General features: G+C 73.4%; 12 protein-coding genes. 4 read left to right on the top strand and 8 right to left on the bottom strand.

From position 1 onward, the window contains the following. Window positions 1-258 precede the first annotated feature (258 nt). Window positions 259-1155, bottom strand: coding sequence for an SCO6745 family protein (locus tag ACZ4FV_RS14330; RefSeq protein WP_395868117.1), 897 nt, complete (start codon window positions 1153-1155; stop codon window positions 259-261). A gap of 195 nt (window positions 1156-1350) precedes the next feature. On the opposite strand from ACZ4FV_RS14330, the gene ACZ4FV_RS14335 reads away from it, so the two are divergent. After that, on the top strand, window positions 1351-1929 hold the full coding sequence (locus ACZ4FV_RS14335; RefSeq protein WP_402230180.1) for a TetR/AcrR family transcriptional regulator: 579 nt from the start codon (window positions 1351-1353) through the stop codon (window positions 1927-1929). Window positions 1930-2300: 371 nt separating this feature from the next. After that, window positions 2301-3227 (top strand): galactosyltransferase-related protein, encoded by a 927-nt coding sequence (locus tag ACZ4FV_RS14340; RefSeq protein ID WP_465322710.1) that lies wholly within the window; start codon window positions 2301-2303, stop codon window positions 3225-3227. A gap of 131 nt (window positions 3228-3358) precedes the next feature. Here the strand turns inward: ACZ4FV_RS14340 and ACZ4FV_RS14345 are convergent, their stop codons facing one another. From ACZ4FV_RS14345 to ACZ4FV_RS14375, 7 genes are all read right to left on the bottom strand, one after another. Further along, complete coding sequence (locus tag ACZ4FV_RS14345; RefSeq protein ID WP_395868111.1) at window positions 3359-3799, bottom strand: NUDIX domain-containing protein; 441 nt, start codon at window positions 3797-3799, stop codon at window positions 3359-3361. After that, window positions 3799-4503, bottom strand: a complete 705-nt coding sequence (locus tag ACZ4FV_RS14350) for an HAD family hydrolase (RefSeq protein ID WP_395868109.1) — start codon at window positions 4501-4503, stop codon at window positions 3799-3801. Before ACZ4FV_RS14350 ends, ACZ4FV_RS14345 begins: the two co-directional genes overlap by 1 nt. A 45-nt stretch (window positions 4504-4548) precedes the next feature. Next, window positions 4549-4782: a hypothetical protein gene (locus tag ACZ4FV_RS14355; RefSeq protein ID WP_465322711.1), complete on the bottom strand. Its 234-nt coding sequence runs from the start codon at window positions 4780-4782 to the stop codon at window positions 4549-4551. A gap of 34 nt (window positions 4783-4816) precedes the next feature. Further along, window positions 4817-4993 carry an acyltransferase domain-containing protein gene (locus tag ACZ4FV_RS14360; protein ID WP_395868105.1) on the bottom strand — a complete coding sequence of 59 codons (177 nt, stop codon included), beginning with the start codon at window positions 4991-4993 and terminating at the stop codon, window positions 4817-4819. A 62-nt stretch (window positions 4994-5055) separates the two neighbouring features. Then, window positions 5056-5898: an SWIM zinc finger family protein gene (locus ACZ4FV_RS14365; protein WP_402230190.1), complete on the bottom strand. Its 843-nt coding sequence runs from the start codon at window positions 5896-5898 to the stop codon at window positions 5056-5058. Further along, a complete protein-coding gene (locus ACZ4FV_RS14370; RefSeq protein WP_465322712.1) occupies window positions 5895-8558 on the bottom strand; it encodes a DEAD/DEAH box helicase in 2664 nt (887 codons plus the stop codon). The genes ACZ4FV_RS14365 and ACZ4FV_RS14370 overlap by 4 nt, the downstream gene beginning before the upstream one ends. Window positions 8559-8692: 134 nt before the next feature. Then, window positions 8693-9562: a TetR/AcrR family transcriptional regulator gene (locus ACZ4FV_RS14375; RefSeq protein WP_395868098.1), complete on the bottom strand. Its 870-nt coding sequence runs from the start codon at window positions 9560-9562 to the stop codon at window positions 8693-8695. Between the two features lie 210 nt (window positions 9563-9772). Between ACZ4FV_RS14375 and ACZ4FV_RS14380 the strand changes: the two genes are divergently transcribed. Next, a complete protein-coding gene (locus tag ACZ4FV_RS14380; RefSeq protein WP_395868096.1) occupies window positions 9773-10795 on the top strand; it encodes an ATP-binding cassette domain-containing protein in 1023 nt (340 codons plus the stop codon). After that, on the top strand, window positions 10792-11586 hold the full coding sequence (locus tag ACZ4FV_RS14385; RefSeq protein ID WP_395868094.1) for an ABC transporter permease: 795 nt from the start codon (window positions 10792-10794) through the stop codon (window positions 11584-11586). Before ACZ4FV_RS14380 ends, ACZ4FV_RS14385 begins: the two co-directional genes overlap by 4 nt. The last annotated feature ends 95 nt before the right edge of the window (window positions 11587-11681 follow it).

The following is an 11681-nucleotide window of genomic DNA, read 5'->3' on the forward strand; positions in this document are numbered from 1 at the left end:
CCCCGACCCCGACCCGACCTGACCCGATTCGGGCCGGGCTCCAGCCTGGGCCCGGGTTCCTGCCCCGGCCTCGCCCCGACTCGGGCCTCGGTTCGGGCCCCGCCGGTGCTTCGCCCCGACCCGGCGCCCGACGCCGCCCCACCGACCCTGTTTCGCCCTCGACCCTCTTCCGGCCCCGACCCCGACCCTGGGTGCGACCTCGGGACCGGTTTCGGGCCGAGTGGGCGCGGCTCGGGCCGGTTTGCCCGGGGCGTTCGGTCAGGTCTGGTGGGGGTAGGTCATTCCGATCCCGAGGGTTGATTGCATCGGGAGCAGGCCCGTGCCGATCGTGTCCATGACCGCGGGCAGGATCAGGTCGGCCAGGTGCGCGGCGCGGGTCGCGCCGATGGCCTGCCAGGGCTGGGCGGCGAGTTCGTCGGTGAGGGCCTCGACGGAGTCGCGGCCGGTCCGGCCCGCCTCGGTCGCGGTGCCGTCGGCGGTGAGCCAGCCCCGGGCGGCGAGGCGCTCACGGGCCGCGTCCCACTCGTCGGTGCTCCACTGTCGGCTTGCGAAGATCTCGGCCGGCGCCGCGCCCGCGGCGCTGTGTGAGACCAGCGCCTCGACGCCGTCCAGACGGTGGGTCACCAGTGCCGCGATGTGGCCGTCGCCCCGGTGCTCGCGCAGCCGGGTGATCGCCTGCCACAACACCAGGTGTGGTTCGCTCGCCCACGGCAGCGCGGCGTGCGCGGCGGCCAGTGGCCGGCCAACGTTGTCGGCCGCCTCGGCCGCTTCCCTGGTCAGTGCGGCGGCCTCGGCGATCTCGGGGGCGTGTACGCGCTCACCGAGCGCCGCCCGCAGCGTCGCGTCGGCCGCGCGCAGCCGGGCCGCGAGCACCGCGGTCGGATCGGCGATCTCCCAGGCCCGGGGGACGTACCGGGCGACCATCGCCGGGCTGAAGCTGTAGAACGTCGAGGTGACCAGTTCGGCGGAGGCGGCGCCCAGCGCCGCCGCGCGCATCGCGAAGTAGGCCGGCCAGCGTTCGTCCACCGCGTACCCGAGGGCCTCGGCCTCCTTGAACATCTCCGGTGAGTAGTAGTTCAGCGCGTGCAACGGCTCCAGGGTCTGCCACATCCGGCGGACCAGTCCGGGGTTCAGGGTTTCGTTCGTCGCGCTCATGTCGGTTCCTCTTCCTGGGACTTGTCTTGCGGATGTGCTTTCCGAGACGCGTCTTCCGGGGCGTGTCTTCCCGGGACTTCGCCGCCGGGTGCGGTCATCGGTCGGATCACCGAGCCGGACCCCGAACTTGTCGATGACAAGATTGCTCTTCTGGCCCAGACTTGTCAATGCCTAGATCCCGAGTAGCATCGATCCATGACCACCGGACGCCCTTACCACCACGGCGATCTGCGCCGCGCCGTGCTCGCCGCCGCGCTGGACGTGGTGGCCTCGGACGGGATCGGCGCGATCAGCCTGCGCGACCTGGCCCGCCGCGCGGGCGTGTCGCACGCCGCCCCCGCGCACCACTTCGGCGACAAGACCGGGCTGCTCACCGCGATCGCGGCCGAGGGCTACGGACTGCTTGCCGACGCGCTCGCCGAGGTGGTTCCCGGCGACCTGGACGCGCTGCGCGAACTGGGCGTGTGCTACGTGTTGTTCGCGCTCGCGCACCCCGCGCACTTCGAGGTGATGAACCGCCCGCACGCGATCGACGGCACCGATCCCGAACTGCTGCGCCAGCGCGCCCGGGCCGGCGCGTCGCTGCGCGGCGGGGTCGCGGGCGTGCCGGCCGAGCGCCGGGGCGATCCGGATCAGGCGGTACTCGCCGCGTGGTCGCTGGCGCACGGATACGCCGCCCTGCACCTGTCCGGGGGGATCCCCGCCGCCGCCGACCCGGGTGCCACGTTCCGGGCCATGGCCGGCATGTTGTTCGCCGGGCCCGTCGAGGGGTGACGGACACCCGCGCCGCGCGCTCCGGCGGACTCGGGCGTCCGCCTCGGCCGCCCGGAAGCGATGATTCCGGGCGCCGGTGTGCACCATGTGTGACCGAAGGACTCTTGACCGTGATGTCGGGGGCCCGGTACACCTGACAGTCGGGTCGAGCACGACCCGCTCGACCTTCTGGAGAAACGCGCCTCGTCGGGCCGGGGGCTTCCCGCGCTTCGACGGCACGTCCCGGTGGATGGTGTGGTTCGCGACCGGGCGTCCCGCGCACGTGAGCCCCGCACACGTGGTGCCGACCGAGGCCCAGCCGCGGTTCACCGCGCCACCGCGGGCATCGAGCGCGAGGGTGCGCGGTGCGACCCGGTGACGGGAGGCCGAGCATGCCGGAAGTGAGCGTGGTGGTTCCGCTGTACGGCGACCACGAGGCGCGCGCGGTGTTCGCGTCGGTCGCGGCGGCCTGGCTGGCGCAGAGCGTGCGCTGCGAGGTCGTGCTGGCGACGGCCGGGGAACCGGCGCCGGCCGTGCCGCCGGACCTGGACGCGTGCCGGCGGGTGCGAGTGGTCCGGGCCCCGGCCACGAACCTGGCCGCCGGGCTGCTGCGCAACGTGGCGGCGGAATGGGCCAGGGCACCCGTGTTGTACCTGACGGACGCCGACGTGGCCCCGCTCGGGCGGGACTTCGTGGCGCGGGCGCTGGAGTTGGCGGCCGGCGGGGCGTTGGCCCAGCCGTGGATGTACCGGCTCGTCGGCGCCGCCGAACTGCCGTCCGGGTGGGCCGCGGTGGACATGGTCCCGGTGGGCCGGGATCCGTTCTGCTTCGTACGGGAGGATCCGGACGGTGTGCTGCGCGGCTTCCCGGACGAGCGCATGGTGTGGGATCCGCCACCGCCCGGCGCGCCCGAGGATGTGCAGGCGATCCCGCGCGTGTTGCCCCCGCCGCGGGCGCGGGCGCCGTACGGGCCCCGAAGCCGGTTGTGGCGCGCGCCGTATCAGTGGGGGGCGATGCTGGTGGACCGCCGTACGTTCGACCTCGTCGGCGGCTATTGCCCGCGCTATGTGGGCTGGGGCAGCGAGGACGACGACCTGCTCGCGAAGGTCGCCGCGCGCACCCGGTTGCGGCGGGGCCGGCAACTCGACCGGTCCTGGAGCTGCCTGCACTTCGAGCACCGCACGCCCTACGACGGGAGCGAGCAACAGGCGGCCAACGAGCGGCTGTTGGCCGCGCGGACCGCAGCGGGGCCGGAGGCGATGATCGAACAGGACCTGGCCGCGCACGCGGACCCGGGCGGCGCGCCGTACGGCCATTGAGCCTCGCCGGCCGGGGCGCGGGCGACCGATCGGCCCGCACGATCGGCCGGCGCGGCCTCGGCCACCGCCCGGTCGGTCTACCGGCCCCGCCGGGCTCCCGGGTTCCGGTCGGGCCACCGGACCCGGTCGCGCTACCGGGGCCGGTTCAGCCAGTCGTGGAACAGGCCGAGGCCCGCCGCGCACTGCGAGTGCAGCGGCGTGGGCAGCGCGTCGGGCGCGAACCACTCCAGCGCGTCGAACTTGTGCGGCTCGCCGATCGCGACCCGCTCCGGGTCGACCGCGACCGCGAACACCACCGCGACCCAGTGCGTCTCCACCGGCTCCCCGCGCAGCACGTTGCGCACCCCGATGGTCTCGATCGACAACGCCTCGGTCGCGTACTCCTCGCGTACCTCTCTGGCCACCGCGCGCTCGAAGGTCTCGCCCCACTCCAGCGCGCCCGCGCCGGTGTCCCACGTGCCCGCCTCGTCCCGGGCCGCGGCCGACCGGCGGGCCAACAACACCCTCCCGGCGCCGTCGTGGCACACGAAGACACAGGACACGGACGGGCCGGCGGGCCGGTCCGCCGCCATCAGAAGTGCTCCAGCAACTGCGGGAACGCGGTCAGCGTCAACACCCGGCTGTCGTTCGGATCCAGCTCGCTCTGCTCCAGGACCCAGGTATGCGCGTTCGGGATGAACACCGCGCCCAGACCCGCGCCCCGAGCGGGCAGAATGTCGGACTTGGGGGAATTTCCGATCATCCAGGTCGTCTCCGGCACGAGCCCGTGCGTGCGGGTGAGGTCCAGGTAGGCGTCGACACCCTTCTCCGGCACGATGTGCACGCTGTTGAAGTGGTGGGCCAGCGCGGACGCGTCGATCTTGCGCTGCTGCTCCTCGGTGTCGCCCTTGGTCAGCAGCATCAGGTCGTGGCGCGCGCCGAGGGTGGTGAGCGTCTCGACGACCCCGGGGACCAGTTCCACCCGGTTCTCCACCAGCGCGACGGCGAGTTGCTCGATGTGCCGCAATTCCGCGGCGGTGGCCGGCCGCGCGTGCAGCCGCTCCAGCGCCTCGCCCAGGCTGCGCAGGAACATCTTGCTCCCGTACCCGTGCGTGATCGCGTTCGCGGCCTCGATGTCGTTGAGAATCGCGCGGATCTCGGTCCGGTCCAGGGTGGGGTGGTCCAGCCAGTCCAGCCAGTCCTCGATGACCCGCTCGAACAGGACGTTGTTCTCCCACAACGTGTCGTCGGCGTCGAAGATCAGGACCTGACGCGAGAGGCCCGTCGGTGTGCGCATGGTTCGATTCGTCTCTGTCCGCTCGGCGACACTGCGGCGATCATCCTAGAGCCGGCCCCCAGCATGATCATCGTGTTTTCCGACCGACGCCGTGCCGCCGCCCCGCAACGCCCGGCGCCCGACCCGGGCAGCCCGACGAGGCAGCCCGGCCGGGCGCCGGCCGCTTGTGCGCCACACGCCGATCGCCTGCCTGTGCGGACCGGTGAACAGCGCCGACGCCAACTGTGCCCGGTCGTTGACCCCGACCTTGCGGTGCATCCGCGTCAGGTGTTGCTCCACCGTGCTGACCGTGATGCAGAGCAGCTTGGCTATCTCACTCTTCGTGTGCCCCAGCGCACCAGGTCAGCGCGCCGGCGACACATGCCGCGGCGATCTCCCCCGGGGAGTGGCCCAGGACGGCGGCCGGCCGCACGCCGTGGTCCTGCCACAGCCGGGCGAGGGAGACCGAACCACGATGCGGGCGCTTCTCCGGCACGCCGATGCACGGCATCCGCCCGTCGGGCTCCTCGCTGCGCTCACACGCGGAGCCCGACGGGGGATTGAAGACACGCCCTAGTACTGCTCCGCGAGCAGCTCGCGGGCGCGGCGCGCGGCTTCGGCGACGAGCGACTCCAGCGCACCCGCCGGGATCCCGGGCGGCGGCGTGATGCGCGCCGGCGCGACCGGGTCCGGGACCGGCGGCGGATCGGCGGGCAACGGGTCGGCCGGCCGGTACGCCTCCCGGGCGGTCACCCCGGACCCGGGCAGCCCGGGCCCGGTCGTTCCGGCCCCGGGCACCCCGGCCGCCGGGGCACGAACGCGGGTGATCGTGTCCCGCTCGCGCAACCGGTCCAGGAACACGCGTTCGCCCCGCCCGCGGATCAACAGCAGCACGAACGGGTCCGCGTCCAGCAGCCAGGCCGTCTGGTAGCTCAACGCGGCGGCGTGCGTGCAGGGCAACTCCCAGTCGGGACAGTCGCATTCCGGATCCAGATCGCCGATGCCGGGGAGCAGCACGACGTCCGCGTCCTCGGCGGCGCTCACCAGATCGCGCGGCATGTCCCGCTCCACGAGCGCGGCCAGGTGCCCGGCCTTGGCGGCCACCTGGTCGAGGAAGCGATCCCATTGCGCGTCGGTGAACCGTTCGACCCGCACCACGGTCTCGTACGGCGTGCCGTCCGCGTCGTGCACGGTCGCGGCGATCCGGCCCGGGCCGACGGTGATCGGGCCGACCCGGCCCGAGTTGGCGCAGGCCCGGCCCCTGCGCATCGGCTCCTCGGAAAGCGCCGAGTCCTCCAGGGCGTTGGTCCAGGCGCGGCCCCACCAGGTCTGCCCCTTGGCGCCGCGCGACCGGCGGGCGGTGAACGCGGGGAAGACGCGGGCGGGTTCGGCGCTCATCGGGCGCTCATCGGTCATCGGGCGCTCCTCAGCTCGACCAGGTCCGCGAGTTCGGTGTCGGAGAGTTCGGTCAGCGCCGCCTCGCCGCCGGTGAGCACCGACTCGGCCAGCGCGCGCTTGTCGCGCAACATCTCGGCGATCCGGTCCTCGATGGTGCCCTCGGCGATGAACCGGTGCACCTGGACCGGCCGGGTCTGGCCGATCCGGTACGCGCGGTCGGTGGCCTGTTCCTCGACGGCCGGGTTCCACCAGCGGTCGTAGTGCACGACATGGTCGGCGCGGGTGAGGTTGAGCCCGGTGCCGGCCGCCTTGAGCGAGAGCAGGAAGACGGGCACCTCGCCGTCCTGGAAGCGGGCGACCAGGGTGTCCCGGCGGGCGGGCGAAGTGCCGCCGTGCAGAAGCTGGTTGCCGATGCCCCGGGCGTCGAGGTGGCGGGCGAGCAGTCTGGCCATGGTGACGTACTGGGTGAAGACCAGGACCGCGCCGTCCTCGGCGAGGATGGTGTCCAGGAGTTCGTCGAGCAGTTCGAGCTTGCCGGAGCGACCGTCCAGGCGGGGTGCGCTCTCCTTGAGGTACTGCGCGGGGTGGTTGCAGATCTGCTTGAGCCCGGTGAGCAGGCCGACGATCCGCCCGCGCCGGGCCATGCCCTTGCTGTCCCGCAGCTCGGCCATCGCCTCGCGCACCGCCGCCTCGTACAGCCCGGCCTGCTCGCGGGTGAGCGACACGGGCTGATCGGTCTCGGTCTTGGCGGGCAGCTCCGGGGCGATGCCCGGATCGGACTTGCGGCGGCGGAGCAGGAACGGCGCGATCAGCCGGCCCAGTCGCTCCGCCGTGGGGCCGTCCCGATCGGCCTCCACCGGCTTGACCCAACGGCGGCGGAACGCGGCGAGGTTGCCGAGCAGGCCCGGGGTGGTCCAGTCGAGGATGGCCCACAGCTCGGACAGCCGGTTCTCCACCGGGGTGCCGGTGAGCGCGACCCTGGCCCGGGCCGGAATCGCGCGCAGCGCCTTGGCGGTGCCGGAGCTGTGGTTCTTGACGTGCTGAGCCTCGTCCGCGACCACCAGGTCCCACGGCACGGCGGCCAGGCGGGCGCGATCCAGGCGCATCGTGCCGTACGTGGTGAGCACGAAGCCGTCGCCGAGGTCGTCGAGGGTGCGGGTGGCGCCGTGGAAGCGGCGCACCGGGGTACCCGGCGCGAAGCGCTCGATCTCCCGCTCCCAGTTGCCGAGCAGCGAGGCCGGGCAGACCACGAGGGTCGGCGCGGCCTCGGCCGGGTCGCTGCACACGGTCCGGCGGTGCAGGTGCAGCGCGATCAGGGTGACGGTCTTGCCCAGGCCCATGTCGTCGGCCAGGCAGCCGCCCAGGCCCAGCGAGGTCATGCGATCCAGCCAGCGCAGGCCGCGCAGTTGGTAGTCGCGCAGGGTCGCGGCAAGCGCCTCGGGCGCGGCGATCGGCTCGCCGCCGGCGTCCGGATCGGCGATCCGCGCGCGCAGGTCGTCCAGCCACGCCGAGGTGCCCACCTCGATCCGCTTGCCGGCCACCTCGGTGCCGCCGGTCAGGGCCGCGTTCAGCGCCTCGATCGGGGTGAGCGGTTTGATCGAGCGGTTGCGGGCCTTGGCGGCCAGGGCGGGGTCGACCAGCACCCACTGATCGCGCAGACGGACCACGGGTCGGTGCGATTCGGCCAGCGCGTCCATCTCGGCTGCGGTCAACGGGTGCTCACCGAGCGCGAGTTGCCAGTCGAAGCCGAGCGGGGTGTCGCCGCCGAGGAAGGCGCGCAGATCACCGGGCGCCCGGTCGCGGGCGCCGACCACGGCCTTGGCGGTGAGGTCGCGGACGAGATCGCGCGGCCAGTGCACCTCGACACCGGCGGCGGCCAGCCGGGCGGTCGCGGCGCCGAGCAGCGCGCCGAGGTCGTCGTCGCCGACCACCACGCGGTCCGGCACGCCGGCGTTCAGCAGTGGTTCCAGGGCGGGCCACACCCGGGCGGCCCGGCGCAGCGCGAGCAGTACGTCCAGCCGGGCGCGTTCGCCGAAGCGCGGGTCGGTGCCGGTCCACAGGGTGTCCGCGTCGATCACCGCGGTCGGGTCGGCGAGCGAGTGCACCTGGACCACGGCCCGGAACGGCGCGTGTTCGACGTCGTACGTCTCCAGCCGCAGCGAGATCCGCACGCCGGTGTCGATCCCGGCGGCGACCCGGTCCGACCACGGGCGCAACTCGGGCAACCGGCGCGGAGCGGCGGCGGCGAACGCGGAGGCGTCGTCGGCGGACGCGGTGGAGTCGCCGACACGCGACGTCGCGGCGGTGCGCGGCATGGTGTCGGCGACCGCGTCCAGGAAGGCGCGGACCAGCGGCGCGGCCTCCGGGAGCAGCACGCCGCCCGGCGTCGGGATCGCCCGCGCCTCGCCGGGCATCGCGTCGGCGAGCGCTCGCACCCGCTCCACGTCGGCGGCGTCCAGCGGCCCGGCCCGCCACGCGTCGTGGTCGCCGGGGGAGAGGCCGGGCAACATCCGGCCGCGCGCGACCAGTTGCAGCGCGAGCACGGTGGCCGCGCCCCAGAACGCGGCGGCCGGGTGGGCGTCCGGGGCCCGGCGGGCCCGGGAGAGCAGCCGGACCGCGTCGGTGACCGGCACGCGCACGGCGGGATGGGTGTGCTCGATGCCGTCGGCGTCGAGCACGGTGACGGTGTCGGTGCCGGTCGGGTGCGGCCAGAAGGCGACGGTGCCGGCGCGGGGCGGATCGGCCGGCGCGAAGGTGGCGGCGCGTCGGATCAGGTCGGGCGGGGCGTGGGTGACGCGGGTGGCGATGTTCGTTACTCCTGTGTCGCGGGGGGTTCGGTGTGCCGGGCGGATTCCCCGGCCTCGGCGGGCTCGGCGTGCCGGGCGGGTTCGGGGGACTCCGCAGGCCGGGCGGGGTCCGCGGACTTCGCGGGCTCGCGGGAGCGGATCAGCGTCTCGATGCCGTCCAGGACCAGGCGCAGGCCGAACTCGAAGCTCGCCTCGGGCGGCTCCTCGTAGGTGCCGGCGGCCCAGACCCGGGTGAGGGTGGGGAAACGGGCGGGCTGGATCAGGCGTTCCAGGTAGGGCGTGCTTTCCGTCCACCAGTCCTCGTAGCCCACGCCGCTGTTCGCCGCGTCCCGGTTGACGTCGACGGCGACCTGGGTGACCCCGCGGACGTACGCGTCCACGAGTCCGACCACGTGTGCCATCTCGGCCTCGGTCAGCCCGAGGTCGGCGACGGTGCGCAGCGCCACCTCGGCCCGGGCGGTGATCCTGGGGCCCATCAACAGCAGTCCGGGACCCCACAGTTGCACCACCCACGGGTGCCGTTGGGCGAGCGCGTGGTCGGCGCGCGCCTGCCGCTCCAGCGCCGTGCGCCAGCCGAGCCCGATGGGGTCGGGCAGCTCGCTCTCGCCGAGCACGGTGTCGAACATGACGTGCAGCAGCTCGGCCTTGCCCGGCACGTAGGTGTACAGCGACATGGTGCCGACCCCCAGGCGCTCGGCGACCGCGCGCATGGACAGCGCGCCGAGCCCGTCGGTGTCGGCGATCGCGATGGCCGCGAGCACGATGCGGTCCACGGTCAGTCCCTGTTTGGGACCCCTGGTCGGCCCCTCGCCGGTGCGCCACAACAACGCGAGCGTCCGCGCGGGATCGGCGCGCCCACTCTTTTCTCGTGCCACGTGCGTGCCTCTCTCGGGAAACTCCGTATGGCGTACGGTACGTCATCCGGAATTGATCGACAAGTGCCGTGGATTCGATCGGGAGCACGCTTGCGCGACAACTCCGTATGTCGTACGGTACGGCGTACGGAGCAACTTCGTACGTTGTACAGAGTTGGCTTTCGAGGGCATGACCCGAGAGCGCGACAAGCCGAACAAGAAGGGGTGTACATGCCACTGGCGATCTCCGCCGAGGGTGTGACCAAGACCTACGGCGCCGAGCGGGCGTTGGACGGGTTCGATCTGGAGGTGCCGGTCGGGACGGTGCACGGGCTGCTCGGACCCAACGGGGCGGGCAAGACCACGGCGGTGCGGATCCTGACCACACTGCTGGCGTCGGACGGCGGGCGGGCCGAGGTGGCCGGGCTCGACGTGACGCGGGACGCGGCGAGGGTACGGGCCCGGATCGGGCTGCTCGGGCAGCACGTCGCACTGGACGAGATGCTCGGCGGGCGGCAGAACCTGGAGATGTTCGGCCGGCTGCACCACCTGGGTGCCCGCAAGGCCCGGATCCGGGCCGGCGAGCTGCTGGAGCGGTTCGCGCTGACCGACGTCGCCACGCGGGCGGTGACCACGTACTCGGGCGGCATGCGGCGCCGGCTGGACCTGGCCGCGTCGCTGATCCTGGCGCCCGACGTGCTGTTCCTGGACGAGCCGACCACCGGGCTCGACCCGCGCGGGCGCACCGAGGTGTGGGACGCGGTGCGCGAACTGGTGGCGGGCGGCACCAGCGTGCTGCTGACCACGCAGTACCTGGAGGAGGCGGACATGCTCGCGGACGCGATCTCGGTGGTCGACCACGGCCGGGTGATCGCCCGGGGCACACCCACCGAGCTCAAGTCCCGGCTCGGCGGCGACCGGATCGACGTGGTGGTCCGCGACCCGCTCGACCTGGGCGCGGCGGCCGCGATCCTGACCGACGTGGGCGCCGGCAATCCGGAGATCCACCACGACCAGCGGCGGGTGGGCATCGCGGTCTCCGACCGGGTGGCCGCGCTGACCGGCACGGTGCGGGCGCTGCACGACGCGGGCATCGAGGCCGAGGACATCGCGCTGCGCCGACCCACGCTGGACGAGGTCTTCCTGACCATCACCGGAGTGCGTCGGGACGAGAAACCGGACGACCGCGCGGGCGGACCGCCGCGCGCGGCGGGCAAACCCGGCACGGGCGACAAGGCGGAGGTGGCCGGATGAGTACCGCACTGCGCTGGGCCGTGCTGGACACCTGGACGCTGACCCGGCGCGCGTTCGCGCACTGGGCCCGCCAACCCGCGCCGGTACTGGTCGGGTTGCTGTTCCCGGTGCTGATGGTGCTGATGTTCGGCTACCTGTTCGGCGGCGGAATGGACGTGCCGGGTGGCGGCGACTACCGCGAGTTCCTGATGCCGGGGATGTTCGCGATGACGATGGTCTTCGGCATCGAGTCCACCTTCACGGCGGTCGCCGGCGACGCCTCGCGCGGGGTGACCGACCGATTCCGGTCGATGCCGATGTCCCGCTCGGCGGTGGTCGGCGGTCGGGTGCTCGCCGACATGCTGCACGCCGCCGTCGGACTGCTCGTGCTGATCGGCTGCGGGCTCGCAGTGGGCTGGCGCTGGCACGAGGGACCGGGACGGGCGGCGCTCGCCGTCGCGCTGCTGCTGGCGCTGCGGCTGGCGGTGTTGTGGATGGGCATCTACCTGGCGCTGCGCGCGAAGGGGCCGGAGTCGGTCGCGGCCCTGCAGATCCTGGTCTGGCCGCTGGGCTTCTTGTCCAACGTGTTCGTGGCGCCGCAGACGATGCCCGGCTGGCTGGGCACGATCGCCGAGTGGAATCCGCTGTCCGCGAGCGCGGGCGCCGGCCGCGAGTTGTTCGGGAACCCCGGCTGGGCCGGCGGCTCCTGGATCGCCGACCACGCGGTCCTGATGGCCTTCGTCTGGCCGCTGGTGCTCATCGCGATCTTCGCGCCGTTGTCGGTACGGCGCTATCGCGGACTCGGGCGGTAGGGCTGCCCCGTCCCGGCACCGGGTCGGGGGGGGGGGGGGGGGGGGGAGAAAAGGAGGGAAGAGGAGACAAACAAGGAAAAAAAAAGAAGAAAAAC

The sequence above is a fragment of the Embleya sp. NPDC025285 genome (assembly GCF_055558835.1).

Coding starts and splice junctions, on each gene's coding strand:
- ACZ4FV_RS14340 (WP_465322710.1), top strand. CDS start 2,301: ATGCCGGAAGTGAGCGTGGTGGTTCCGCTGTACGGCGACCACGAGGCG.
- ACZ4FV_RS14380 (WP_395868096.1), top strand. CDS start 9,773: ATGCCACTGGCGATCTCCGCCGAGGGTGTGACCAAGACCTACGGCGCC.
- ACZ4FV_RS14345 (WP_395868111.1), bottom strand. CDS start 3,799: ATGGCGGCGGACCGGCCCGCCGGCCCGTCCGTGTCCTGTGTCTTCGTG.
- ACZ4FV_RS14330 (WP_395868117.1), bottom strand. CDS start 1,155: ATGAGCGCGACGAACGAAACCCTGAACCCCGGACTGGTCCGCCGGATG.
- ACZ4FV_RS14350 (WP_395868109.1), bottom strand. CDS start 4,503: ATGCGCACACCGACGGGCCTCTCGCGTCAGGTCCTGATCTTCGACGCC.
- ACZ4FV_RS14360 (WP_395868105.1), bottom strand. CDS start 4,993: ATGCCGTGCATCGGCGTGCCGGAGAAGCGCCCGCATCGTGGTTCGGTC.
- ACZ4FV_RS14385 (WP_395868094.1), top strand. CDS start 10,792: ATGAGTACCGCACTGCGCTGGGCCGTGCTGGACACCTGGACGCTGACC.
- ACZ4FV_RS14365 (WP_402230190.1), bottom strand. CDS start 5,898: ATGACCGATGAGCGCCCGATGAGCGCCGAACCCGCCCGCGTCTTCCCC.
- ACZ4FV_RS14335 (WP_402230180.1), top strand. CDS start 1,351: ATGACCACCGGACGCCCTTACCACCACGGCGATCTGCGCCGCGCCGTG.